Genomic DNA, 25,640 nt, shown 5'->3' with positions numbered 1-25,640 from the left:
TCCCGATATGAGCCCGATACTGCGGCGAACCCTAGCTCACCGGACCGCTACAGCGGCGCGGTCGTTGAGTTCACCGCACCGGCGATCATCTCGGAGAGCCGGTACCGCAACGTGGCCGCGTCGGCGGGCGCGATCGTGATCCAGTCCCTGCCGTCCCGACCGCGAGTCGCCTGCGTGAAGTACCGCCCGGTCTCCGTGTCGAACCAGCTCAGTACGGGTGTTCGGCTCTTGCTGCCGGTGCGGCTGCGCGCGTTGGCGCCGATCTGACCGCCCCGCTCGCGCGGCTGCGCGTGCAACCTCGCCAGCGCCTTGCGGTCCTCGTCGACGCTCGCCCTGCCACCGTCTGGCGCTGGTGCCCTGCGCTGCATGAAGTCGACGCCCGGCCCGGAGAGCAGCTGCTCCAGCGGGACGGTGATCGACTTCTCCTTGCCGCGCGGGGCAGGCGGCAGCAGGCTGACGATCGCGCTCGCGAGGCCGTCGGCAGGGACGCGGTCGACGAAGAAACCCTGCGGGTCCCTGATCAACAGCGTCGCCTGCGTGCCCAGCGTCGCCGCCACCGCGAGCTGCGGCTCGGCGCTCGGCGCACTGATCTGCACCGAGTCGACGCTCACGTCGGCGCCCGCGACCACACCGAGCATGTCCTCGATGTGGGGCTGCGGCCTGCCACCGTCGTCGACGAGGCCCCGCCGCGCCAGCTCGGCGAAAGCCTGCTGGCGCAGCGTGGCGCGTTCTTCCATCGTGTCGCCGTGCGACCGCACTTGAAGCGGATAGGGCAGTTCACCGATGCGGGCGGACTCCCAGAGGAAGTCGAACTCCAGCGGAGTGAGCCGCTCCGCCACTGCCTAGCGCTCCTCGTCGTCGTCGGATCCCCAGGCGCCGAGCACCGGCGGAGGCGTCGCCTGCGTGGCACCGAACGTCTCGTCCGGGTCCGGGTCGATGAGGAAGGAAGCGTGCGTGTGCTCCTTCTCCTCTTCCTGCCGGGCACCGCCCGCGCCCATGCCACCCATACCGCCCATGGGAGCGGCACCCTGCGGAGCGCCACCACCGATGGTGCCCGCGGGGTTCACCACACCCGGCTGCTGCTGCTGAACCGACGCGGCGCTGCTGGCGCCCTGCTGGTTGCTCGCAGTGGTGTCGGTGGACGACTGCTTGGTGCTGCCCGTGCGGTTGCCCTTGGCCAGCGAGCGGGCGCCCGCGTAGCCGAGCGCGCCACCGGCGGCCGCGCCGCCGAGCGAGGCGGCGACGTTCGGGCCGCCCGTGGGAACGGAGGGAGCCGAGGGAACCGAGCCGGTACCCGCGCCCGCCCCCACGCCGGGAGCCGGAGCGGAGCCGGGAGCCGGAGCGCCGGGAGGAGCCTGCGGCGGCGCCGCGTGGGAACCGCCCTGGAAGCCCGAGGCCGCGACGTTCTGCTCCCCGCCGTGCGCGGCGATCGGGGTCGCGCCGAGTCCGCCGTGGAGCACACCGCCGGGCGAGCCCGAGCCGGGCATGCCGTACGCGCCGGGGCCGCCGACCGGACCGGCGCTCAGCGTCGAGACACCCGACATCGGCTTCAGGCCGAGGGACTCGGGGCCGAAGCTCGGAGTGCTGCCGTCGATCTCCGCCATCGCCGTGGTGTAGGCCTCGAGGTAGGCGACCTGCTGGGCCTTGATGTCGTTGGCGGCGTCGAACTTCGGCTTCATGTCCTTGACCATCGCGGCGGGGCCACCCGCCAGCATGGCCGCCGTCATCTGGCCGGGGTCGAAGTCGCTGGGCTGCGGCATCTTTTTCAGCTCAGCGGCGGCCGCCGCCTGCTGGGTGAGCCGCGAGCTCATCGTGTTGGCCGCCTCGGAGGCCTGCGCGCTGGAGTTGGCGATACCGACGAGCGAACCCTGCGCGGCGCCCGCACCCTGGCCGACCCACGCGGCGCCCAGCTCGGCGATCGCGTTGTAGAGGTCCTCGGAAGCCCTGGAGAGGCTGGCGCTGTGGCCGGCCCACGACTGGCCGATCTCCTCGGCCGTGCCCGGCTCGTTGTTGACCGTCGCGTAGCTGTAGAGCTGCTCGCTCTCCTGCGCTTGCCAGTTCGGGCGGTCGCCGATCGCGCGGTCGTCGCCGTAGGTGAAGCCGTCCGCGCGGCCACGCGCCTGCTGGACGATGCCGGCGACCTCGCCGTTGTCGCCCATCGGCACGCTCGAGGTCTGCCGCGATTCGCCCATGTTCTCGAATGCCATGTTGTCGCCCCCCTGGCCTTACGCTTGCCCGCGGAACGGGTCGGCGCCCGACTGGTCGATCTCGTGGTAGCGGCTCATCGCCGTCATGATGGCCTGTTCGGCCTGCTCGTACTGGGTGTAGAGGTTCTGCAACGCCTGCGCGTACGAGTCGCCACCCCCGTCGGCGCGCTCGGAGAACTTCGCGGCCATGGCATTGCCGACCGGGTTCGCTCCGAGCCTCGGCTGCGTGGCGAGAGCCCCCGCGTTGGCGAGAAGCGCCTCGACCTCGTCCTTGCCGGTGCGGATCTTGTTGAGCACACCCTGCGCGGCGTCGGGGTCGACACCGACCTGGCCGGTCGCGGCCGCGGCGCGGAACGCGGCGGCATCCGCGTAGCTGCTGTTCCCCATCTCTCGCTCTCTCCTGTCCCCAGCACAGCGTGAAAAAACGCCTGTGATCTTCGCTTAGGTTAACGCAACAGCTGTGCCGGTATGACGCGTTCCCGGCACACAGGGTTCCGCATTTCCCCGAGGGGACGCAATGCGTTCACCTGCGATTACGAGGAGTAAACCTTTGGGTCCAACGTTCCGATGAACGGCAGGTCCCGGTAACGCTCCGCGTAGTCGAGCCCGTACCCGATGACGAACTCGTTCGGGATGTCGAAGCCGATGTAGCGCACCGGGACGTCCACCTGCACGGCCTCGTGCTTGCGCAGCAGCGACACGACGTTCAGCGACGCCGGGTTGCGGGCGTTCAGGTTCTTGAGCAGCCACGACAGGGTCAGTCCCGAATCGACGATGTCCTCGACGATCAGCACGTCCCTGCCCGCGATGTCCCTGTCGAGGTCCTTGAGGATCCGCACGACACCCGACGACGAGGTGGACGAGCCGTACGACGACACGGCCATGAACTCCATCTGCGCCGGGATGGGCAGTGCCCTGGCGAAGTCGGTCATGAACATGACCGCCCCCTTGAGCACACCGACCAGCACGAGGTCGTTCGCTCGATCCTCGACGGGGTAGTCGGCTGCGACCTTCTCGGCCAGCTCCGCGATCTTGTCTTTGATCTCTTGCTCGGTGATGAGCACGGAGGCGATGTCGCCTTCGTACACGGGCCAGTCCCCTCTTGTGGTGGGTTCGGGAGCCTTCACGCTTCCACGCAGAGCTTTCCACGTGATCTGCGCGCTTCAAAATTGCCGGGCAGCCATACGCCGCCCTGCCCCCGCCATTCGCCGACGAGCGCGTCGACGGCGCGCAGGTGGGCGTCGGTCAGTTCTCGCACACCCGCGCCGAGTAGCCAGGTGCGCAGCGCCCGCCGCCGCAGCGCGGCAGGCGCGGGCGTCAGCACGTCCACGTCGAGTGTCTCCCCGTCGCGCGCTCGCCGCAGCAGTTCGGCGGCCAGTACGTCGAGTGCCTCGGTGTCCTCGCGCAGTTGCGCGGCCGTGCGCGCGAGCGCGGCGGAGACTCCGCCCGCGAGCACGTCCTCCAGCAGCGGCAGCACCTCGCGCCTGAGCCGGACCCGGGTGTAGCGGCTGTCGGAGTTGTGCGGATCGGTCCACGGCACGACGCCCAGTTCGGCGCAGGCGCCCTCGGTCGCCGACCTCGGCAACGCCAGCAGTGGCCTTCCCCACGGCGGGTCCAGCGGGCGCATGCCGGACACCGAGCGCGGGCCGGAGCCCCTGCCGAGCCCCAGCAGCACGGTTTCGGCCTGGTCGTCACGGGTGTGTCCGAGCAGCACGAGCCGGTCGGGTGCGGGCAACGCCTCCCGCAACGCCCGGTAGCGGGCCCCTCGGGCGGCGGCCTCGACGCCTCCGCGGCCCTCGACGGTCACGGTGAGCACCCTGGCGTCGTCGGCGCCGAGTTTGCGGGCCATGTCCGCGGCCGTGGCGGCCACCTCGGCCGAGCCCTCCTGCAACCGGTGGTCGACGACCAGAGCGGTGACGCGCACGTCCCTGCGGTGCGCCGCCCTCGCCGCGGCCTCGGTCAACGCGAGCGAGTCGGCTCCGCCCGACACCGCGACGAAAAGCTCACCGGAGGCGAGCACCGGTTCGCCTGCCGCGAGGAAATCCCTGACCGCCCTGCGAACCGCGCTCAGTGGATCCGGCGAACCCACGCCTGCGGATCCCTGATCTCGGCTCGGGTCGGCAGCGTGTCCGGCGAGGTCCACACGACGTTGAAGCCGTCCATGCCGACGGTCCGCACCACCTCGCGCGTGAACGTGGCGCCCAGCGCGTACTGGCGGATCTTGGCATCGACACCGAGCAGGCTGCGCAGCAACCGATCGAGCAGCCCACCGCCCTTGCGCCTCGCGGTGAACCGGCGGCGGATGGTCGCCACGCTGGGCACCACGTCGGGGCCGACGGCGTCCATCACGTAGTCGGCGTGGCCCTCCAGCAGCGTCGACATCGCCAGCAGCTTGTCGAAGACGGCACGCTGTTGCGGGGACTGCAGCAGTTCGGCGAGGCCCATCGAGCCGTCGGCCTTGGCGCGCCGCGCCTCCTTGAGCGTCTCCGGCAGCCTGCCGAGCATCGTGCCGAGGCCGTCGCTGTCGGCGAGACCGGTGATGAGGTTGGCCACCTCGTTGGCGAAGTACTCGCGCAACCAGGCGACGGCGGTGAACTGCAGCCGGTGTGTGCTCTCGTGCAGGCACACCCACATCCGGAAGTCGCGGCCCGAGACACCCATCGCGCGCTGCGCGGTGACGACGTTGGGGGCGACCAGCAGGAGCCTGCCCTGCTTGTCCTCACCGCCGAACGGGTCGTACTGCCCGAGCACCCTGGCGCCGAGGAACGCCAGCACCACCCCGGTCTGCACCCCGGCGCTGCCCGCGACCAGCGGTGTCAGTGCGCCGCCCGGTGCGTCCGGCAGGGCGCGGCCGGTGAGCTCGTCGAGCCCCGACGCCGCAGCGCGCACCCAGCCCGGCCGGTCGACGACGTCACCCGGCAACAGCGGCAGCCCTGTCCCGAGCCCGGTGAGCTCGCGGACGTGGTGCTCGGCGTCGATTGTGAGCTCGCGCAGCTCGCTGACGGCGCGCTCGGCCTCTTCCCTGGGCACGACCGGTCCACCCCGCACGAGGTAGGCGCCGGTCGAGGCTGCGACGGACCAGTCGACCAGCTGGTTCGCCCTGGCCTGCGACTGCTGGTTCACCAAGTTCACCGTTTCGACGCTACCCGTTCGTCAGCCGCAGCCGCACCCACGCAGCGTGGCCGTGATCGTGTCCAGCCCGGCACGTCCGGCCTCGGTCTGCGAGCCCTCGGTCATCAGCGCGAACACCAGCACGCGGCCGTCGGTGTCGAGGACGAGTCCGGCGAGCGTGTTGATGCCGTCGGACGGGATCGTGCCGGTCTTGGCGCGCACCCAGCCCCTGCCTTCGGTGGCGGTCCCCTCGGTGTAGCGCGAGGCGAGCGTGCCACTACCGCCGGCGACGGGCAGGCCGCCGAGCAACGGGCGCAGCTTGGCCGTCCGCGCGTCGCCCTTGCCGTCCGGCGCGGCCGCGACCGACAGCACGTCGGCGAGCAGCTTCGCCGAGACCTTGTTGCGCAGGGAGAGCCCGCTGGCATCCGACAGCTCGACCCCGTCGACGTCGAAACCGTTGTCGCGCAACACGGTGAGCATCGCCCGCGAGGCGCCCTCGAACGACGGCTCCTCGCCCTCGGCGATGGCGACCTGGCGCGCGATGGCGTCGGCCAACAGGTTGTCCGAGATGGACAGGAACGTGTCGACGAGCTCGGTCAACGGTGCGGAAGCGACCTCGCCGAGCACTCGTGCGCCCTGCGGCGCGGTGGTGGTGGCGGTGCCGGAGACCTGGGCACCGAGCCTGCTCGCCAGCTGCTGGGCGAGGTCCTGGGCAGGCTTGCCGGACCGCATCGACGTGTCGTCGTCGGGTTTGCTGCGCCCGCCGTCGAGCATCGCGGGCTCGACGGGAGCCATGTAGGTCGAGGGCGCGTCCTCAGGCGCCCAGCCCTCGGCGCTCGTCGGACCGGAGAACGCGGACAGGTCGAGCTGCACCTGGCTGACGTCGCCGCCGGTGGCCTCCTTGACCTGCGCGACGAGATCGTCGAGGTGGGCCGCGCCCTGGTACACCGAGTCCTCTCCGTCGGGCAGCGACGACAACGTGACGTCCCCACCCGCGACGAGCACGACGGTGCCCGGCTCGGAGCCCTCCACGACCTTGGTGGTCAGCTGCTTGCCGTGGTCGAGCGCCAGCAGCGCCGCGGCTGCCGTGAGCACCTTGGTGGTGGACGCGGGGGTGATGAGCTTGCCCGCGTCCTGCTCCCACAACGCGGTGCCGTTGGCGGGATCGATGATGGAACCGGTCAGCGAGCCGAGCGCGGGGTTGTTCGTGAGCCCCGACAGCGCCTGCGTGACGCCGTTCGCGGTCGGCGACGGCGCCGAGTCGGGCGGACCCTCGAGGTCGCGGGTGACGGCCACCGGCTGCGGCTCGTCGCCCTTCGGCGCATTGGGCGCCCACGGCAGACCGAGCCGGTTGGAGACGTAGGGCAGTGCGGCCGTGACGCCGAGCAGCACCACCAGCACCACGGCGGCGCCGACGAGCCACCACTTGCGCCTGCCCCGCGAAGTCGGGGGTGGTGGGGGTGGCTGCTCATCGTGCGAGGGTTCGCCGCCCTCGGTCCGCGCAGCCGCCGGGTGCTGTTCACCGGTCGGCTCGATGCGCATCGGGATCGCCTGCGACCCGGCCTGCTTGACCTCGACGCGCGCGGGCACCTGCGGCGGCGCGGGTGAGTGTCCCTGCTGGTTCTGGGGCTGGTGGTGCTGGTTGTAGGGCGGCGCGGGGTGGTTCCGGTGCTGGTCGGGCTGCGACTGCTGGTCCTGCCGCTGGTTCTGCGGCCCTGGCCGGTGCTGCGAGCCCGGCTGGTTAGGCGAACCCGGCTGGCCGTACGAGCCGGGTTGGTTCTGCTGGCTGTGTTGGCTGCGTTGGTTCTGCTGGCTCTGCGAGCCCGGTTGGCTCTGCTGGCTCTGCTGGCCGGGCTGGATCTGCTGCCCGGACTGGTTCTGGCTCTGCTGGCTCTGCTGGCGCTGCTGCCCCGGCTGGCTCTGCTGGCCGGACCGGTTCTGTCCCTGCTGGCTCTGCGAGCCCTGCTGCCCCGGCTGGCTCTGCCCGGGCTGATTTTGTGCGCCGGACCGGTTCTGCCTGCCGGGCTGGTTCTGTCCCGGCTGATTCTGCGGCCCGGAGTCAGCCTGCGAGCCCTGCTGAGCTTGCTGGTTCTGCTGGTTGTGCGGGCCCTGCGAGCCGGGCTGCCCCTGTGCGCCGGGTCGGCTCTGCTGCGCGGGGTGGTTCTGCGGCCCCGACTGGTTCTGGCCGGGGCGCGACTGCTGGCTCTGCGACTGGCCCTGCTGCGACTGGGCCTGTGGTCGCGGGTGCTGGTGCTGCGAGGCGGACTGGTTCGCGTGCGGTGACCGCTGCTGTTCCTGCTGCCCCCTCGACGGCTCCCTCGACGCGCCCTGACCCGGCGACTGCGACTGCCGACCCGGCTGGTCCTGCCCACTCTGCGGCTGCGGCCTCGGCCGGGGCTCGGTGCGCTGCTCCCCCCGCTTCTCGGGGGCCTGCTCGTGCTCGGTCGGCACCGGAACCCACAGCGTGGGCCGCTCGGGCAGGCTCGGCTTCGGCAGGGCCAGCTCGTGGGTTCTTCCCTCCGGCTCGCCCTCGGCCGTCTTGTCGTGATCGGCCGACGGCCACGCGGGCTCTAGCGTCTCGTCAGTGCCGGTCACACACCCCTCCTCGCCACTTTGACGGGGCCAACGTCACACTTGCGCACCAGCATGCGACACCCGTCCGATCCGTGGTCCACACTAGTGAGGACGGTAAACGGACTATGTGAGCCGCCCGGACGCGGCACGCAGGCAACGAGGCAGCGAGGACGGCGTGGAATTCGACGTCACTATCGAGATCCCCAAGGGGGAGCGCAACAAGTACGAGGTGGACCACAAGACGGGGCGCATCAAGCTTGACCGCACCCTGTTCACGGCCACCCAGTACCCGGCCGACTACGGCTTCATCGACGACACGCTCGGGCAGGACGGTGACCCGCTGGACGTGCTCGTGCTGGTGCAGGAGCCGACGTTCCCCGGCTGTCTGATCCGGTGCCGTGCGATCGGCATGTTCCGCATGCGCGACGAGAAGGGCCCTGACGACAAGGTCCTCGCGGTGCCCTCCGACGATCCGCGGCTGGAGCACCTGCGCGACATTCATCACCTCAACGAGTTCCACAAGCTCGAGATCGAGCACTTCTTCCAGGTCTACAAGGACCTGGAGCCGGCCAAGAGCGTCGAGGGGTCCTCGTGGGCCAACCGCGTGGACGCCGAGACGGAGATCAAGCGCTCGTACGTTCGGGAGACCGAGCGTCTCGAGAAGGAGGCCGCCGACAACGGCGAGCACTGATCGCATGCGTCACGAACGCCCCGCTGCACTGAGCAGCGGGGCGTTCGTCGTTTCGGGCTCAGGCCTGGTAGCCGGGGATGGGGAACGCCGACAGCAGCTCGCGCACCTCGGCCGAGATCGTGCTCAGCGCCGCGGTGTCCTCGTCGACGGCGGCGGTGACGGTGCGGTCGATCCATTCGGCGAGCTGCGGCTGGTGCTCAGGCCGCAGGCCCCGCGTTGTGATGGCCGCCGTGCCCAGCCGGATGCCGGAGGGGTCGAACGGCTTGCGCGGGTCGAAGGGCACGGTGTTGTAGTTCAGCTCGATGCCCGCCTCGTCGAGCGCCTTGGCCGCGGGCTTGCCACCGATCCGCTTGCCGGTGAGGTCCACCAGCAGCAGGTGGTTGTCGGTGCCACCGGAGACGAGGTCGAAGCCTCGTTCGGTGAGCGCCTCGGCCAGAGCCTTGGCGTTGGCGACGATGGCGTGGGCGTAGTCGCGGAAGCCGGGCAGGGCCGCCTCGCCGAGCGCCACCGCGATCGCGGCCGTCGTGTGGTTGTGCGGGCCGCCCTGCAGGCCGGGGAACACCGCCTTGTCGACGGCCTTCGCGTGGTCGGCGTCGGTGAGGATCATGGCGCCGCGTGGCCCGCGCAGGGTCTTGTGCGTCGTGGTGGTGATCACCGGCGCGTGGCCGACCGGCGACGGGTGCGCGCCACCGGCGATGAGACCGGCGATGTGCGCAATGTCGGCCACCAGCACGGCGTCCACCTCGCGCGCGATCTCGGCGAAGGCGGGGAAGTCGATCGTGCGCGGGATGGCCGTACCGCCGGCGAAGATCAGCTTCGGGCGGTGCTCGCGAGCGAGGTCGCGCACCTGGTCGAGATCGACCCGGCCGGTCTCCTTGCGCACGCCGTAGCGGACCGCGTCGAACCACTTGCCGGTGGCCGAGACCGACCAGCCGTGGGTCAGGTGGCCGCCGTCGGGCAGCGCCATGCCGAGCACGGTGTCGCCGGGCGCGGCGAACGCGAGGTAGGCGGCGAAGTTGGCCGGCGAGCCGGAGTAGGGCTGCACGTTGGCGTGTTCGACGCCGAAGAGCGACTTGGCGCGGTCGATGGCGAGGAGCTCGACCGGGTCGACCAGCTGCTGGCCCTCGTAGTAGCGCTTGCCCGCGTAGCCCTCGGAGTACTTGTTGGTGAGCACGGTGCCAGTGGCCTCGAGCACCGCCTGCGACACGTAGTTCTCGGAGGCGATGAGCCGGATCTTATCGTGCTGGCGAGCGGCCTCCGCCTCGATCAATCCCGCGATCTCGGGGTCGGCGGAGGAGAGCGTGGGGATCGCTGGCTGATGCGTCATGTGACGAACTCCTGGCATGCGTCCGGGCTTCGCGGACACCCAGGCGCGCGGTGCCCTGCCCTGTTTCGCTCCCCGGTGGTGCTCCACCTCGTGGCGCCAGTCGCTACTGCGCTGCCGATGGTAGTCGACGCGGAGCCCATTCCCGCAGAGCGGAATGGGAGACGAGGTACAGGACGACCGCGTTGAGCAGGTGCCACAGGAAGTGGGTGCCGACGGGGAACTGCCCGCAGACGGAGTGGTCGGCGCTGCGCAGCGAGAGCGAGACCCCGAAGACACCGCCCGCGAGCGCGAACCTCGGCCAGTACCGGCGCGAGCGGGCGTCGCGCGTCACCGCGAGGGCGGCGGCGAACCCGAACAGACCGAGCAGCGGAGCCAGGTAGCTCGCGCCGCCGAAACCCAGCGGCGCCACGGCCGCGGTCACCGCGACGGTGAACGCGAGGAACGCGGGAGCGGCGAGCCAGGCCCTCGCCCAGCGCACGCCGAGGAAGACGTGCGTGAAAACGACCGCGTAGACCAGCACGAACACGAGGATGAAGAACGTGTCGGCGGCGCCCGCCCAGCGAGTGGCGAGCGCGTGGAACGCCGTGCTGGCCGCGAAGATCAGGCCGAGCAGCACCGCGAGCACCCTCGGGCCCCTCGCGCCGCCGGCCTGCCGCCACACGGCGACGGCGGCGCCGAGGAACGCCAGGTTGCTGACGGTGTTGAGCGGCTCGCCCCACAGGCCCGGTTCGGCCCGCTCACAGTAGCCGTCGACGTAGTCACCCCAGTCCACGCCGTCCGGTCTAGCAGGTTCGGGGGTACGGACGGTGTCGCGCACGTCAACGGCCGGTGCTCAGTCCGCTCGCTCAGTCCCGCACCGTCACTCCCATCGACCGGGCGGTGCCCTCGACGATGCGCGTCGCGGCGTCGAGGTCGGCGGTGTTGAGATCGGGCAGCTTGCGCTCGGCGATCTCGCGCAGCCGCTCGCGGCTCAGCACGCCCGCGCTGTCGTGGCCCGGCCGCGCGGAACCCTTGCCGCCCAGTGCCTTGCGGATCAGGAACGCCGTGGGCGGGGTCTTGAACCGCAGCGCGAACGAGCGGTCCTCGAACACCGTGACCACCACGGGCACGATGTCGCCGCGGCTGGCCGCGGTCTCGGCGTCGTAGGCCCGTTTGACGTCGACGAGGTTGACGCCGGTCTGGCCGAGCATCTTGCCGAGGTCGACGACGGGCGCCTCGCCGGCAGGCAGCTGCAGCGTGGCCTGGAAGGTCTGCTTCTTCTGTTTCGGTGGCATGCCGACGAAAGCTAGGAACTCCCTTCGCCGGAGGGTCAAGCGCTTTTCACACCTCTTCGACGGTGTCCGCGTGCCTGCGGGCGAGGTCCCGGTAGAGCTCGGCGTTGTGCTCCACCCACTCGCGCGCGGAGTCCGAGAGGGGCACGAACTTCTTCGCGGGACTGCCCATCGCCACCACGTCGGCTGGCACCTCGGCGCCGGGCGGCACCGTGGCGCCTGCCGCCACCAGCGTGCGCTCGCCGATCCTCGCCCCGTCCAGCACTGTCGCGCTGTTGCCGACGAGGGCCTGTTCGCCGACGACGCAGTCATGAACGACGCAGGAGTGACCGATGGTGGCGTCCCGCCCGACCTCGCAGCCGCCGTCGCCCGCGTGCAGCACGGAGTTGTCCTGCACGTTGGCGCCCTCGCGGACGACGATGCTGCCGAAGTCACCCCTGAGCACGGCGCCGTACCAAACGGAGGCGTCGCGCTCCACCACGACGTCGCCGACCAACGTGGCCGTGGGCGCGATCCACGCGCCGGGGTGCACCTGCGGGGTCTTGCCTTCGAACGCGAACAGCGGCATGGCCGACACCCTAGACACAAACAAAATCGGGGCCCCTCCGAAGAGGAGCCCCGATTCTGGTGGAGCCGCCTAGGGGAATCGAACCCCTGACCTGCTCATTACGAGTGAGCCGCTCTGGCCGACTGAGCTAAGGCGGCACGGACCGTGTCCGGCTGCGACCTAGTATAACGATCCCTTCGCGCGTCACTTTCCCACCCCTGCATCGTTAGGACGCCAGGACACCGCCGTCAGCGGATCGGCGGGTCCACTGGTGGTCTGGAGGACTCGTACATGCGCCGACGTCTGCCCCGTACGCTGGCACTTCCCGTGACAGCCGCGGTGCTCGTCCTGTCTGCCGCGCCAGCCGCAGGGCAGACCATCCCGACGACGCCCATCCCGGAACCGGCCGATCCGGGGCAGGCCCCGATCACCTCGCAGCCCAGCCCGGCACCCAACGGCAAGGCGGTCGGCGAGGCGGGCACGGCGCTCGGCATGCTGCGGCTGCTGCCGGAGGCTGTGCCGACCGACGCGATCCTGCCCGGCCTCGGCGAGGAGCTGCCCAAGCAGTCGGCGCTCGAGGGCGGGTTCGGCATCTCCAGCGCCCAGGCCAACTCCGAGTCCTACCTGACCTATGAGCGCTCGATCGCGCAGGCGTCGCCGTTCGGGCTTTCCGTCGCGGGCAACGCCCCGCAGACGCCGGGCTCGCTCGTGCAGACCGCGCTGCCCGACAACCCGGAGCCGGTGACCACCGGCTTCAACGCCCCGGACAACCCGCTGCTGAACGTGGGCGTTCTCAACGGCAGCGCGCATGCGCGGTGGAGCCCCACCGAGGGCCCGTGCGTGGGCACCATCTCCGACGCCAGCACCTCAGTCGCGAGCCTGTCGCTGCTCAACGTGGTCCCGACGATGCCCGACCTCTCGGCGATCTCCGACTCGCGGATCAAGGACGGGCTCGCGTCGCTGCCCGGCCCGCTCGCCAACCTTGGCGGGCTGCTGTCCGGTTCGAGCGAGGGCAAGCCCAACGCCGACGGCACGGGCGCGGTGCTGAGCATGCCCAACACGCTGTCCACGAGGTCCGTCGTGGAGCTCGTCGACATCCCGGACTCCGACCGCAAAGCCGTGCAGTCCACGTCGACCATGCAGGCCGCCGACATCAACGTCCTCAAGGGCACCCCGCTCGGCCTGACCATCAAGGTCGCCAGCCAGCCCGCGCTCAAGGTCACCTCGACCGGCGACGAGGCGACGTCGAAGGTCGAGTACACGGCGCCGGTGCTGTCGGTGGAGCGCAACGGCCAGCAGCTGTTCGAGCTCGACGCGGCCAACCCCACCAAGGACATCCCGATCGGCATCCCGCTGCCCGGCCTCACCGACGTGCCGGGCTTCCAGGAGGCCAAGGACCTGCCGGTGATCGGTGGCGTCGCCGAGCTCACCGACGGGCTGGTCAAGCCGCTCACCGACGCCGCGAACGGTTTCGTGGCCGACCTCGGCGTGCTGCGGCTCAGCATCGCGGGCCTCGACGAGCAGGGCTCGCAGCTGCAGGACCCGTTCCCGGGCTTCCAGCTCGGCGCCTCGGCCCGGCTGCTCGATCTGCAGATCCTGCCCACGAAGGCACTCCAGGACCTGCTGCCTGCCGACGTCGCCGGCAAGCTGCCGTCGTCGCTGGCGCAGGTCTCGCTCGGCGAGCAGGTCGCGAGGGCCTACGCGCCCGAGGGCGGCGTCGAGTGCGGGTCCACGGCACCGCCGTCGCAGGCGCCGCCTCCCGGCGGCGGTGAGCAGCAGCCGGGCGCACCCGAGAAGCTGGCGCAGACCAGTGCGGCGTACTCGTCGGTGCCGCTGTTCTGGACCGGCACCGCGATGCTGCTGCTCGGCGCCGTGCTGGTGGCCGGTCTGCCGCATCGCCGCAGGCTGGCTCCGGAAACCACGCCGAAGCCGTCCCCGCGCCCCCGCGACGAGTAGGCGACTGCGGTGAAGGGCACCTTTACTGCGTTCAATGCAGTAAAGGTGCCCTTCACCGCATCCGAGGAGAGGTGGCGGAGCTGAGGGTCAGCCTTCGCGGAGTGTGGTCACCATGGCTTCCACGGCGATGCGCGGCTTGACGTTCCACTCGATCGCCTCGCGGCAGGCCAGCACGGCCTCGAGCCTGCGCAGCGTGGACGCCGGGGTCCACTGGGAGGCGGCGTCGGTGCTCTGTGTGGCGTGGTCGGGATGGTTGAGCATCGCGCCCGCACCGCTGGCCGTCACCAGCACGTCGCGGTAGAAGGCGGCCAGATCCACCAGCGCGAGGTCCAGCGTGTCGCGCTGGGTCCGCGTCGCCCGCGACTTCTGTCGCTTCTCCAGCTGCCGAACGGCCGCGTCGGCGGCCCGCTTCGCCCCGGCGACACCCTTGCCGGTGCCGCCCGAGCCCATCGCGGTGCGCAACGCGTCCTGTTCGGCCTCGTCGCGGACCTTGCTCTCCTCCGAGGCGTCCGCCTCGGCCGTCTTGATCAGCTCGTCGGCGCACACGAAGACATCCGAGGGCCTGCGCAGACCGAGCGGGATCCTGAGCACGGCGGAGCGTCGTTTGCGGGCGCTCTCGTCGGTGGCGAGCCTGCGGGCCCTGCCGATGTGGCCTCCGCACACCGACGCCGCCCACCGCGCCATCCGCTCCTCCACACCGTCGCGCTCCATCAGCACCTGCGCGATCGCGGCGGGCGGCGGTGTGCGCAACGTGACGAGCCTGCACCGCGAGCGGATCGTCACCGAGACGTCCTCGGGGTGGTCGGAGGGCGCGCAGAGCAGGAACACCGTGCGCTCCGGTGGCTCCTCGACGGCCTTCAGCAGTGCGTTGGCGGCGCCCTCGGTGAGCCGGTCGGCGTCCTCGATGATCACGATCTGCCAGCGGCCGGTGGTCGGCCTGCGCGCGGCGGCCTGCACCAGCGAGCGCATCTCGGCGACCGAGATCGACAGCCCTTCCGGCACCACGAGCCGCACGTCCGCGTGCGTGCCGGAGAGTGCGGTCCGGCAGCCGTTGCACCCGCCGCAGCCGAGGCCGAGGTTGCACTGCAGGGCCGCGGCGAACGTGCGCGCGGCCACGGAACGTCCCGAACCGGGAGGCCCGGTGAACAGCCACGCGTGCGTCATCGCGCCCGAGTCCGTGGTCTCGCCGTCCACGAGGGCCGCCGCCGACTTCGCCGCGGCGGAGAGGGTTTCGACAGCCGGTTCCTGGCCGACCAGCTGCGACCACACCGCCTGCGTCACGAAGCGGCCTCCGCGACGGCCGGCCTGGACGCGAGCCCCGCGACCATTCCGACGAGGGTGGTCTGCACGGCGATCCGCACGCGGTCGGCGACCTCGTCCTCGGTGCCATCGGCGTCCACGACGACGTAGCGCTCCGGGTCGGCCGAGGCCATCTCGGTGAGCAGTTGTTGCACGCGCCAATGGTGCTGGGCCGAGTCGGCCGACTCCTCCTCGGCCCCCGGTTCGGCGTCGAGCAGCACGGTCAGGTCGGGCCGCAGCCGCCCGGTGGCCCAGTCGGCCAGGCCCTCGAGCTCCTTGGCGTCCAGGCCGGCGACGGCCGAGAGGTGCGCGAGCGGGGAGTCCACGAACCGCTCCATCACCACCACCGAGCCCGCGTCGAGCGCGGGCCGCACATCTCGTTCGACGATGTCGGCGCGCACCGCCGCCGCGGCGAGTGCCTGCGCTCTGGCCCCGGACAGCGCCGCGCCGGAGACGAGCGATTCGAGCCTGCTGTCGTCGAGCGCCGGGTCGGCGGCGAGCACGACGTTGCGCGGGCCCGCGGAGAGCCACCCCGCGAGCTTGGCCGCCTGCGCCGCGGTGTCGGTGGCCGTGGTGCCTTCGAGCGCGATCAGCAGCCCGTTGACGCGCCGCGGCCTGCGCCGGATCACGTTGCGCAGGTCGGCGAGGATCGGCTCCGTGCGCCGGGAGTCCATCTGCCGGTAGGCGATCACGCCGACCAGCGCTGCGAGCAGCCCGCCGCCGAGCAGCACGGGCCGGGTGCCGTCGATCGTGAGGACGTTGCCCCACACCGTCACCTTGTGGGGCTGCACCAGCCCGATGAGCAGTGGCACGGTAGCGGTCGCACCGAAGATGATGATCTTCATCATCGACTGGTAGATCGCGTTGATCCGGCCCCGGATCGAGTCGTCGACCTGCGAGCCGATGATCGTCACACCGGTGAGGAACGCGGCACCCGCGCACCCACCGACCACCGCGACGGCGATCAGCGAGACCGCGAGGTGCGGCGACAGCGCCACGACGATGAGCGCGAGCCCGGCGAGCACGATCCCGATGCCGAACATCCGGTCGTGCGGCAGGCGCTGGGCGAGCTTGGGCACGCCGGCGAGACCCACCGCGGCACCGACGAACACGGCCACGAAGAGCAGGCCGAACGCGGCGTCACCGCCACCGAGGCTCGACGAGTACGGCTTGGCCGCACCGATCACGGCTCCACCCGCGGCGAACGCGCCCATCATGCCGATCAGCAGTCCGCGCACCAGCGGCGTCGTGCGGATGAACCGGAAGGCGTCGCGGAACATCCCGAAGATGCCGCCCGACGGCTTCTCCTCGGCCTCCGCGGGCTTGGCGACGGCGCCGGATGCGGGCACCGGGTGGACGTTGCGCAGCGACAGCTCGGGGATCCGCGTCGCGACGATCAGCGCACTGGCCAGGTAGAGCAGGCTGTTGATGACCACGACGGCGTTGGCGATGCCGAACGTGCCGAACACGTTCGGGGACAGGTTGAACGTCGTCGGGATACCGGTGAGGATCGCGTAGAACCCGGCGCCGGTGACCACCGCGAAGCCGTAGGTCATCACCATGCCGAGCTGGTTGGCCGTCTCCACCTGGTCGGGCCTGCGCAGCAGGTTCGGCACCGCCGCGTCCTTCGACGGGATCCACATCATCGCCGCGGAGCCCACCAGGAAGTTGGCGATGAACAGCCAGATCGGCGACCCGACAATGGCGATCGAGAGCAGCAGACCGAAGCGCACCAGGTCGGCGACGATCATCACCTTGCGGCGGTCGAACCGGTCGGCGAGCAGGCCGCCAACCGGTGCGAAAAGCAATCCCGGCAACAGGTTGGTCAGCACGACTCCGGCGAAGGCGAAGTTCTGCGCCATGTAGTTGTCGGTGAACTTGGTGACCAGGCCCGCCAGCGCGAGCAGAGCGAGCCAGTCGGCGACACTGCACAAATAGGTGACGCCCCACAGTCTGCGGAAGGGCTGGATGGCGAGTACTCGCCGCACGCGATTGACGGTGGACGCCTCTCGGCGCACCGACTCCTGGGCGCCCGCGCCCGCTTTCCCCTGTCCTGCCTCGCTGATGTGCCCCACCCCAAATGACCGCCGGCACGTGCTGAGGTCAGAGTAGCGCTCGCCACGGACAGTGCGCCGGAGCACCGACGAAAACACCCGGGGTAGTCAATGAATCACGAAACGCTGATCGAAAAAATCAGCCGGTTCAGTTGAATAGGCTGCTGATGCTCTCGATCAAACTCGAAATGAACTGAATGGCGACGATACCGAACACAGCCATGAGTACGAGCGCGATCAACAACCCCGCCGAGCCGTTCGACGGCTTGCGGACGAGCCCACGCTCGCCCTCCGGCTTCGGAGCCTTCTCCCGACCCTCCTGCCGCTTGCGCAGCATCTGCGGCAGCAACTGGGTACGCGCGGCCCAGCCGCGCGACTGCCGCGAATACACCCCGGGCGGACCGTCGTCGCCGGACTCGGGCGGCGCACCGGGCAGGGCCACGGCGTCGTCGGCGGGAGCATCCTCGGCGTCCTGGTCCGGGAGCTGCTCGCCGGCCATCGCGGCGTCGACCATCCCCTTGACCATGTCGGGATCGGGCTCGACGGGCGTGGCGAGCTGGAAGCTCGTGAAGTCGTTGCGCTCGGGCCGCTCGTCCGTCGACTGGTTGTCCGGGCGTCCGCTGGTGACCAGCCCGGACAACGGGTCGCTGAACGACTGAGCCGGATCGGGTGCCTGGGTACCGTCCCCGTTGGCCACGCGTCCTCCTAGCCGGGTCTCGTCATGCCATATCAGGGTAGCGAGCCGGTCACTCCGCGCATCCGCCAACGGGGCGCACTAGCCCTCACCCACGGTCACGACGACTTCGACTTGGCCGTGGTGGCCTTCTTCTTGGTCGCGGTGCGCTTCTTCGGCGCGGGTCCCTTGGCACGCTTCTCGGCGAGCAGCTCGGCCGCCCGCTCCACGGTCAGGTCCTCGACCGAGTCCGACTTCCGCAGCGAGGCGTTGTACTCACCGTCGGTGACGTACGGCCCGAAGCGCCCGTCCTTGACGATCATCGGCTTGCCGGAGTTCGGGTCCTCGCCGAGCTCCTTGAGCGGCGGCTTCGCCGCCGCCTGGCGGCCCCTGCGCTTCGGCTCCGCGTAGATCTTGAGCGCCTCCTCGACCGTGATGTCGAAGATCTGCTCCTCGGTGGACAGCGAACGCGAGTCGGTGCCCTTCTTCAGGTAAGGCCCGTACCGCCCGTTCTGCGCCGTGATCTCGTCACCGCTGTCCGGGTCCTTGCCGACGACACGGGGCAGCGACAGCAACTTCAGCGCGTCGTCCAGCGTCATGTCCTCGATGGTCATCGACTTGAACAGCGACGCCGTGCGCGGCTTCGGCTTCTTCGCCTTGCTCGTCTTCTTGCCGGTGGTGCCGCCTTCGGGCTCCTCCGGCTCCGGCAGGAGTTCCGTGACGTAGGGCCCGAACCGGCCCTCCTTCGCCACGATCTCGTTGCCGCTGACCGGGTCGTTGCCCAGCACGCGGCCCTCCTGCGGCGTCGCGAAGAGCCGCTCGGCGATCTCGAGCGTCAGCTCGTCCGGTGGCAGGTCCTCCGGCAGGTTCGCGCGCTGCGACTGCTCGTTGACCTCGCGCTCGAGGTACGGGCCGTAGCGGCCGACCCGCACGACCACGGCGTGGCCCTCGGTGTCGTCGAACATCTTGATCGAGTTGATCTCGCGGGCGTCGATGTCCTCGACGCTGGTGCCGACCAGCTTCTTCAGCCCGCCGAGCCTGCCGATCGAACCGTCGACGCCCTGGTCGCCACCGAAGTAGAACCGGGACAGCCACTGCGTCCGCTGCTCGTCACCTGCCGCGATGCGGTCGAGCTCGTCCTCCATCGCGGCGGTGAAGTCGTAGTCCACCAGCCGCTCGAAGTGCTGCTCCAGCAGCCCGACCACCGAGAACGCGACCCACGAGGGCACCAGCGCGGAGCCCTTCTTCCACACGTAGCCGCGGTCCTGGATGGTCTTGATGATCGAGGCGTACGTCGAGGGCCTGCCGATGCCCAGCTCCTCGAGCTTGCTCACCAGCGACGGCTCGCTGTAGCGCGCGGGCGGCGAGGTGGAGTGGCCGTCCGGCGACAGCTCGCCCGCGGTCAGCTCCTGACCCTCGCTCAGCTGCGGCAGCCTGCTCTGCTTGTCGTCCGCGTCGCCGCCGGTCTCGGAGTCGACCGACTCGACGTAGGCCTTCAGGAAGCCGGGGAACGTGATCGTGCGGCCCGACGAGGAGAAGACGCACTCCTCGCCGCTGGTGGCCGTGCCGGTGATGCGCACCGACATCGTGGTGCCCTTGGCGTCGGCCATCTGCGAGGCGATGGTGCGCTGCCAGATCAGCTCGTAGAGCCGGAACTCGTCGGTCTCCAGCTCACCGGCGACCTGGCCGGGCGTGCGGAACACCTCGCCGGCGGGGCGGATCGCCTCGTGCGCCTCCTGGGCGTTCTTCACCTTGCGCGTGTACTGCCGGGGGGTCGGCGAGACGTACTCGGAGCCGTAGAGGTCGGTCGCCTGGTTGCGCGCAGCCGTCAGCGCCGTCTCCGACAGCGTCGTCGAGTCGGTACGCATGTAGGTGATGTAGCCGTTCTCGTAGAGCCGCTGCGCGATGCGCATCGAGCGCTCGGACGAGAACCGGAGTTTGCGGCCCGCCTCCTGCTGGAGCGTGGAGGTCATGAACGGCGCGTACGGCCGCCGCGTGTAGGGCTTCTCCTCGACGCTCGAGACGGCGAAGTCGCGCTCGGTCAGCGCCTGGGCGAGCCGGTTGGCCTCGGCCTCGTCCAGCACGCGGACGTCGCGAGCCGACGCCTTGAGCTGCCCGTCGGAGCCGAAGTCGCGGCCCGTGGCGAGCCGGGAGCCCGCCACCGAACTCAGCCGCGCCGGGAACGTGCGCGGGCTCGCGTCGGCGCCCGCGTCCATCGTCGCGGAGATGTCCCAGTACGACGCCGAGGTGAAGCGCATGCGCTCCCGCTCGCGCTCGACGATCACCCTCGTCGCGACCGACTGCACGCGGCCGGCCGAGAGCCTCGGCATGACCTTCTTCCACAGGACCGGCGAGACCTCGTAGCCGTAGAGCCGGTCGAGGATGCGGCGCGTCTCCTGCGCGTCGACCAGGTCGGGGTCCAGCTCACGGGTGTTCTCGGCCGCCGCACGGATGGCCTGCTCGGTGACCTCGTGGAACACCATCCGGCGCACCGGCACCTTGGGCTTGAGCGCCTCGAGCAGGTGCCACGCGATGGCCTCGCCCTCGCGGTCGGGGTCCGTGGCGAGGTAGAGCTCGTCGACGTCCTTGAGCAGGGTCTTGAGCTCGGTGACCGTGGCCTTCTTATCGGGTGAGACGACGTAGAGCGGCTCGAAGTCGTTGTCGACGTCCACGCCGAGCCTCGCCCACGGCTGGCCCTTGTACTTGGCAGGCACGTCGGCGGCACCGCGCGGCAGGTCACGGATGTGGCCACGGGAGGACTCGACGACGTAGTCACGACCGAGATACGGGGCGATCTTGCGCGCCTTGGTGGGCGACTCGACGATCACCAACCGTCGACGGCCACCGCCGTTGGCAGCCGCACTCTTCTTCGTCTTCGTCGATCCAGCCACGCTGTCCCGCTCTCCGCTCCACTAACTCACCTGTTCGACCCGCCAGTGTGCACTCTCCCGGGCGATGGCGTCCTCCCAGGTGGCTCAACACGCCGTAAAGCGTGTGTCAAGCGCATCGCCATGTGCCCCGGTGGTGTTTCCCTTCCACACCTAGCACGTCACACGAACCTCACGCTGAAGTGGGCCGGGGCGTAGCCGAACAACTACGCTGCGTCCCACGAGCCCGTCAACGGAGAGGACCGCCCCGATGTTCCGACGCCCGCTGGGTGCGCTGCTGGCAGCGCTGCTGACGTTCGCACTGGTCAACGCCGCACCGGCGAGCGCGGCGCCGGCCGTGGACCTCGCGGGCACGGTGGCACTGTCGAACTGCTCGGGCTCGATTGTGCACCTCGCCGGCACTCCTGCCACGGCACCGGCGCTGGTGCTGTCCAACGGGCACTGCCTCGAGGAGGGCTTCCCAGCGCCCGGCGAGGTCATCGTCGACCAGCCGTCGCAGCGTTCGTTCACGTTGCTCGCGGGCGACGGAGCCGAGCTCGGCACGGTACCGGCCACAAAACTGCTCTACGCGACGATGACCGGCACCGACGCCTCGGTGTACCAGCTCGGCCTCAGCTACGCCGAGCTCGAGCGCACCCACGGCGTCACCGCACTGGAGCTCGCCGAGCAGCGCCCCTCGGCGGGCAGCGACATCACCGTGGCCTCGGGGTACTGGAAGCAGACGTACTCGTGCTCGGTCGACGGCTTCGTCCACGAGCTGCACGAAGGCGACTACGTGTGGGACGACTCGATCCGGTACACGCCGGAGTGCGAGACCATCGGCGGCACCTCCGGCTCGCCCATCGTCGACGTCGCGACCGGCGAGGTCGTCGGCGTGAACAACACGGGCAACGAGAACGGCGAACGGTGCACGATGAACAACCCGTGTGAGGTCGCCGGGGACGGCGCCGTCACCGTGCGCGAGGGCATCAACTACGGCCAGCAGACCTACGACCTCTACGGCTGCCTGACGGCCGGAAACGAGATCGAGCTGGGCCGACCCGCCTGCGAGCTTCCGCAGCCCGCCTGAATCCGGACTTGAGGTTGACGCGACGTCAACCTCTACCGTTGTCCGCATGGCCTACTCGATCGTCCAGGTCGCCCGCATCGCGAACGTCACGTCGCGAGCGCTGCGGCACTACGACGAGATCGGCCTGCTGCCGCCCGCACACGTGGGCGGCAACGGCTACCGCTACTACGAGGACGAGCAGCTGCTGCGCCTGCAGCAGATCCTCGTGCTGCGGGAACTCGGCCTGGGGCTGGACGCGATCAGGGACGTCCTCGATCGCCAGACCGACCGCCTCGCCGCGCTCAGGGTGCACCACGAGTGGCTCACGGCCGAGCGGAACCGGTTCGACCAGCTGGCCAGGACCGTTGCGGACACGATCGAAAGACTGGAAGGAGGGATGAGAATGAACGCCGAACAGCTGTACCGGGGCTTCGCGCGGGATTCCGAGCGAGCGCAGACGCTGGCCGAGGAGGCGGAGCAGCGCTGGCCCGGCGCGATGGAGTCGCACCAGCGGGTCAAGGGCTGGTCGGACGAGAAGTGGCAGGCCGTCCAGCGTGCGGGCGCGGAGGCGTCGGCCCGGCTCGCCGAGCTGATGAACGAGGGCGTCGCAGCCGACGACCCGCGCACCATCGAGGCGACCGGCGCGCACTACCGCTGGGTGTGCCACTTCTGGACGCCGAACCAACAGGCCTACCTCGGGCTCGGCAGGCTCTACGTCGACGATCCGCGGTTCACCGCGAACATCGACGCGGTCGCACCGGGCCTCGCTGCCTACCTGTGCGATGCGATGGCGGCCTACGCGCGGGCCCGCCTGAGCCAGTAGGCCGGCCGGGGAACCGCGGTCCCCGGTCTCGCCACTACGGGGTGCCCGGATCGAACCTGGGCGCGGCCCCGGAGTCCGTGAGCTCCGTGCACTGCGGAGCCTTGAGGCTCGCTTCCTTCAACTCCGGCACGGCGTCGAAGCCGTCGAGCAGGCTGATCCGGCCGATCTCGTCCAGCGGAGCGCGTACCGAACCGATCGCGGCCCTGCTGGCCTCCTCGGTCGTGGCCGCGTCGAGCTGCTGCTTCGCGCCGACCGCCCGGTCCCTGATGTTGGTGTACGCCGTGACGGCCTGCTCCTTGATCCGGTCGCCGTCGGCCACGGGAGCGCGGGCGAGCCGGTCGAGCCCGTCCAGCGTGCGGTCGAGGCCTCCGATCATCGAGCCGAGCAGCTCACTGGACGTGCGAGAGGCCTCCTGCGGCGTGCTCGGGTCGATGCTCGGCATCTCGGAGAACGAGCGGACCAGCTCCGACACCGCTCCGCAGTAACCACCCGCCCACGCGGTGGTGGCGTCCTCGTGCCGCACCTCCTCGGCGGTGAGACCCGGTCCAGGCGGTGCGGGCTGACTGCCTGGCGACACTCTCGACTGCTGGCCACACCCCGCCACTCCAAGGCCAAGGGCCGTCACCACAGCGGCGAGAACGGTCATCCGCGGCCGCACGCCCACACCTCCTGACACACAGTGTCGAATCGAGCACGATCTTCGTCCGACGGTACCGGTCGTGTTGCAGGCTGCAAGCGCCCCCGCCGGGCTCGTCGGTTCCCGGAGACGGAACGGGCCCGGAACGCGAGGTGCGCGCTCCGGGCCCGGACAACGTGCCTGCTAGGCGTTGGTCGCCTGCTGAGCGGGCGTTTCCGTCATGACCGAACTGCGGCGCTTCGACACCACGATCGCGGCCACGATCACCAGCACCGCCACCAGCGCGATGGCGATCCGGACACCAACGGAGGCGCTCTCACCCACGGTGAACTGCACGACCGCGGGCGCGATCAGCAGCGACACCAGGTTCATCACCTTCAGCAGCGGGTTGATCGCCGGGCCCGCGGTGTCCTTGAACGGGTCACCGACGGTGTCGCCGATGACCGTCGCGGCGTGGGCCTCGGAGTTCTTGCCACCGTGGTGACCGTCCTCCACCAGCTTCTTCGCGTTGTCCCACGCGCCACCGGCGTTGGCGAGGAACACCGCCATGAGCGTGCCGGTCGCGATCGCGCCGCCGAGATAACCGGCGAGCGCACCGGTGCCGAGGCCGAAGCCCACCGCGATCGGCGCGAACACGGCGAGCAGACCGGGCGTGGCCAGCTCCCGCAGCGAGTCGCGGGTGACGATGTCGACGACCCTGCCGTACTCGGGCCGCGTCGTGCCCTCCATGATCCCGGGGATGTCCCGGAACTGACGGCGCACCTCGTACACCACCGCTCCCGCGGCCCGCGAGACCGCGTTGACGGCGAGACCGGAGAACAGGAACACGACCGCCGCACCGATGATCACGCCGACCAGAGTGTTCGGCTGGATGATGTTGTCGGCGAACGACTCCGGGATGTCCGTCAGGCCGGTACCCACGTCGCGCAGCGCACCGAGAATGGCCTCGGAGTACGAACCGAACAGCGCGGTCGCCGCGAGCACCGCGGTGGAGATCGCGATGCCCTTGGTGATCGCCTTGGTGGTGTTGCCGACGGCGTCGAGCTCGGTGAGGATCTGCACGCCCTCGCCTTCCTCGAGATCGCCCGACATCTCCGCGATGCCCTGCGCGTTGTCCGCCACCGGGCCGAACGTGTCCATCGCGACGATCACGCCGACGGTGGTCAGCAGGCCCGTACCGGCCAGCGCGACCGCGAACAACGCCACGGCGCCACCGAGCAGGTAGGCGCCGAACACGGCACCACCGATCACGAGCGCGGTGTAGACGGCCGACTCGAAACCGACCGAGAGCCCGGACAGGATCACCGTCGCGGCACCGGTCTCGGACGTCTTGCCGACGTTCTTCACCGGGCCGTGCTCGGTGCCGGTGTAGTAACCGGTGAGCCACAGGATCACGCCCGCGAGCGCGATACCGATGAGCACCGAGAACGTCGCGATGACCGCCGGGTTGCCGTCGGCGCCCTCGAACGAGCTGGGCAGGAACACGAACGCCGCGACGGCGGACAGCGCCGCCGAGATGCCCGCCGAGATGTAGAAGGAGCGGTTGATCGTCTTCAGCGCGCTCTCACCGGCCCTCGCCCGCGTGATGTAGATGCCGATCACAGCCGTGATGACACCGATCGCGGGGATGATCAGCGGGAACACCAGGCCGTAGCCGGTGGCTCCGAACGCGGCGCTGCCGAGGATCAGCGCGGCGACCAGCATCACCGCGTAGGACTCGAACAGGTCGGCCGCCATACCGGCGCAGTCACCCACGTTGTCACCGACGTTGTCGGCGATGGTGGCCGCGTTGCGCGGGTCGTCCTCCGGGATGTTCTGCTCGACCTTGCCGACCAGGTCGGCACCGACGTCAGCGGCCTTGGTGAAGATGCCGCCGCCGACTCGCATGAACATGGCGATCAGGGCGGCGCCGAAGCCGAAGCCCTCGAGCACCTTCGGGGCCTGGCCCGCGTAGACCAGCACCACGACGGCCGCGCCGAAGAGGCCGAGTCCCACCGTGATCATGCCGACCACACCACCGGTGCGGAACGCGATCCGCATCGCCTTCTCCCGGCCGCCGGGCACCCTGGCGGCAGCCGCGACGCGGACGTTCGCTCTCGTCGACAACCACATGCCCAGGTAGCCGATGGTGAACGAGAACGCCGCACCGATGAGGAAGAACAGCGAGCGGCCTATCCGCTCGTTCCAGTCCTCCGCGGGAAGTGCGAACAGCAGGAGGAACACGACCACGCCGAAAATCGCGAGGGTGTTCCGCTGCCGGTTGAGGAAGGCAGCCGCACCTTCCTGCACCGCCTTGGCGATGTCCTGCATCTTCTGAGTGCCCTGGTCAGCAGCCAGGACCTCCTTCAGCAGGAAATAACCAATGACGAGTGCAGCAAGGGCGACCACGGCGACCACGGCCACGATGCCGTAGTCACCTCCGGAGAGCTCGGCTGAGCTCGCCGCGAGGAAGTGCCGGGACATTCGTCCTCCTGGAAACGTCGCCTGTTGCCAGCTCCGGCAATGGGGCTGACCACTGTGCCGACGCTGACATG

At 70.3% G+C, this 25,640-nt stretch carries 21 protein-coding genes, 1 tRNA gene and 1 riboswitch; of the genes, 4 read left to right on the top strand and 18 right to left on the bottom strand.

Features of this window, described 5'->3' with window-relative positions; translation table 11 throughout:
- Positions 1-47: 47 nt before the first annotated feature.
- The 7 genes from JHE00_RS12705 to dacB form a co-directional block, all read right to left on the bottom strand.
- Positions 48-839 (bottom strand): ESX secretion-associated protein EspG, encoded by a 792-nt coding sequence (locus tag JHE00_RS12705; protein WP_200318127.1) that lies wholly within the window; start codon positions 837-839, stop codon positions 48-50.
- A gap of 3 nt (positions 840-842) precedes the next feature.
- The gene (locus tag JHE00_RS12700; protein WP_230423222.1) at positions 843-2,207 is read right to left on the bottom strand and encodes a WXG100 family type VII secretion target; all 1,365 of its coding nucleotides are present in this window, start codon (positions 2,205-2,207) and stop codon (positions 843-845) included.
- 18 nt (positions 2,208-2,225) lie between these two features.
- Positions 2,226-2,594 (bottom strand): hypothetical protein, encoded by a 369-nt coding sequence (locus JHE00_RS12695; RefSeq protein WP_200318125.1) that lies wholly within the window; start codon positions 2,592-2,594, stop codon positions 2,226-2,228.
- Between the two features lie 146 nt (positions 2,595-2,740).
- Positions 2,741-3,295 carry a hypoxanthine phosphoribosyltransferase gene (gene hpt, locus JHE00_RS12690; RefSeq protein WP_200318123.1) on the bottom strand — a complete coding sequence of 185 codons (555 nt, stop codon included), beginning with the start codon at positions 3,293-3,295 and terminating at the stop codon, positions 2,741-2,743.
- A gap of 35 nt (positions 3,296-3,330) precedes the next feature.
- Entirely contained in the window at positions 3,331-4,296 is a 966-nt protein-coding gene (gene tilS, locus JHE00_RS12685) for a tRNA lysidine(34) synthetase TilS (protein WP_200318121.1), read from the bottom strand.
- Positions 4,275-5,297, bottom strand: a complete 1,023-nt coding sequence (locus tag JHE00_RS12680; RefSeq protein WP_200318347.1) for an Rv3626c family coenzyme F420 biosynthesis-associated protein — start codon at positions 5,295-5,297, stop codon at positions 4,275-4,277. The genes tilS and JHE00_RS12680 overlap by 22 nt, the downstream gene beginning before the upstream one ends.
- A 63-nt stretch (positions 5,298-5,360) precedes the next feature.
- The gene (gene dacB / locus JHE00_RS35075; protein ID WP_307831911.1) at positions 5,361-7,913 is read right to left on the bottom strand and encodes a D-alanyl-D-alanine carboxypeptidase/D-alanyl-D-alanine endopeptidase; all 2,553 of its coding nucleotides are present in this window, start codon (positions 7,911-7,913) and stop codon (positions 5,361-5,363) included.
- A 154-nt stretch (positions 7,914-8,067) separates the two neighbouring features.
- On the opposite strand from dacB, the gene JHE00_RS12670 reads away from it, so the two are divergent.
- The gene (locus JHE00_RS12670) at positions 8,068-8,583 is read left to right on the top strand and encodes an inorganic diphosphatase (protein ID WP_200318345.1); all 516 of its coding nucleotides are present in this window, start codon (positions 8,068-8,070) and stop codon (positions 8,581-8,583) included.
- 58 nt (positions 8,584-8,641) lie between these two features.
- On the opposite strand, the gene glyA is transcribed toward JHE00_RS12670, so the two are convergent.
- The 5 genes from glyA to JHE00_RS12645 form a co-directional block, all read right to left on the bottom strand.
- Positions 8,642-9,910 (bottom strand): serine hydroxymethyltransferase, encoded by a 1,269-nt coding sequence (glyA, locus tag JHE00_RS12665; protein WP_200318119.1) that lies wholly within the window; start codon positions 9,908-9,910, stop codon positions 8,642-8,644.
- 30 nt (positions 9,911-9,940) lie between these two features.
- A riboswitch (ZMP/ZTP riboswitch) is annotated at positions 9,941-10,024 on the bottom strand.
- Positions 10,014-10,682 (bottom strand): hypothetical protein, encoded by a 669-nt coding sequence (locus JHE00_RS12660; protein ID WP_200318117.1) that lies wholly within the window; start codon positions 10,680-10,682, stop codon positions 10,014-10,016. (Overlaps the previous riboswitch by 11 nt.)
- A 73-nt stretch (positions 10,683-10,755) precedes the next feature.
- A complete protein-coding gene (locus tag JHE00_RS12655) occupies positions 10,756-11,184 on the bottom strand; it encodes an uL11 family ribosomal protein (RefSeq protein WP_200318115.1) in 429 nt (142 codons plus the stop codon).
- A 46-nt stretch (positions 11,185-11,230) separates the two neighbouring features.
- Positions 11,231-11,749, bottom strand: coding sequence for a gamma carbonic anhydrase family protein (locus JHE00_RS12650; protein ID WP_200318114.1), 519 nt, complete (start codon positions 11,747-11,749; stop codon positions 11,231-11,233).
- Positions 11,750-11,809: 60 nt separating this feature from the next.
- Positions 11,810-11,886: transfer RNA gene (locus tag JHE00_RS12645), tRNA-Thr, on the bottom strand.
- A gap of 133 nt (positions 11,887-12,019) precedes the next feature.
- Here JHE00_RS12645 and JHE00_RS12640 point away from each other — a divergent pair.
- Positions 12,020-13,684, top strand: a complete 1,665-nt coding sequence (locus JHE00_RS12640; RefSeq protein WP_200318112.1) for a hypothetical protein — start codon at positions 12,020-12,022, stop codon at positions 13,682-13,684.
- A gap of 87 nt (positions 13,685-13,771) precedes the next feature.
- Here the strand turns inward: JHE00_RS12640 and JHE00_RS12635 are convergent, their stop codons facing one another.
- The 4 genes from JHE00_RS12635 to topA all read right to left on the bottom strand — a co-directional run bounded on the left by JHE00_RS12635 (position 13,772) and on the right by topA (position 20,601).
- Positions 13,772-14,965 (bottom strand): DNA polymerase III subunit delta', encoded by a 1,194-nt coding sequence (locus JHE00_RS12635; protein WP_200318110.1) that lies wholly within the window; start codon positions 14,963-14,965, stop codon positions 13,772-13,774.
- Positions 14,962-17,058 (bottom strand): bifunctional MFS transporter/dTMP kinase, encoded by a 2,097-nt coding sequence (locus tag JHE00_RS12630; RefSeq protein ID WP_200318108.1) that lies wholly within the window; start codon positions 17,056-17,058, stop codon positions 14,962-14,964. The genes JHE00_RS12635 and JHE00_RS12630 overlap by 4 nt, the downstream gene beginning before the upstream one ends.
- A 127-nt stretch (positions 17,059-17,185) precedes the next feature.
- A complete protein-coding gene (locus JHE00_RS12625; protein WP_200318106.1) occupies positions 17,186-17,734 on the bottom strand; it encodes a hypothetical protein in 549 nt (182 codons plus the stop codon).
- A 95-nt stretch (positions 17,735-17,829) separates the two neighbouring features.
- Entirely contained in the window at positions 17,830-20,601 is a 2,772-nt protein-coding gene (topA, locus tag JHE00_RS12620; protein ID WP_200318103.1) for a type I DNA topoisomerase, read from the bottom strand.
- Positions 20,602-20,848: 247 nt separating this feature from the next.
- Here topA and JHE00_RS12615 point away from each other — a divergent pair, with 247 nt between their 5' ends.
- Both JHE00_RS12615 and JHE00_RS12610 read left to right on the top strand, forming a co-directional pair.
- Positions 20,849-21,667, top strand: a complete 819-nt coding sequence (locus JHE00_RS12615; protein ID WP_200318101.1) for a S1 family peptidase — start codon at positions 20,849-20,851, stop codon at positions 21,665-21,667.
- Between the two features lie 46 nt (positions 21,668-21,713).
- Positions 21,714-22,469 carry a MerR family transcriptional regulator gene (locus tag JHE00_RS12610; protein ID WP_200318099.1) on the top strand — a complete coding sequence of 252 codons (756 nt, stop codon included), beginning with the start codon at positions 21,714-21,716 and terminating at the stop codon, positions 22,467-22,469.
- Between the two features lie 34 nt (positions 22,470-22,503).
- Here JHE00_RS12610 and JHE00_RS12605 read toward each other — a convergent pair whose 3' ends face one another.
- Positions 22,504-23,046, bottom strand: coding sequence for a hypothetical protein (locus JHE00_RS12605; protein WP_307831910.1), 543 nt, complete (start codon positions 23,044-23,046; stop codon positions 22,504-22,506).
- A 243-nt stretch (positions 23,047-23,289) separates the two neighbouring features.
- Positions 23,290-25,569, bottom strand: coding sequence for a sodium-translocating pyrophosphatase (locus JHE00_RS12600; RefSeq protein ID WP_200318094.1), 2,280 nt, complete (start codon positions 25,567-25,569; stop codon positions 23,290-23,292).
- Between the last annotated feature and the right edge of the window lie 71 nt (positions 25,570-25,640).

This window comes from Prauserella cavernicola (genome assembly GCF_016595675.1).
Classification (GTDB): domain Bacteria; phylum Actinomycetota; class Actinomycetes; order Mycobacteriales; family Pseudonocardiaceae; genus Prauserella_A; species Prauserella_A cavernicola.
This window is presented reverse-complemented; position numbering and strand designations above follow the sequence as displayed.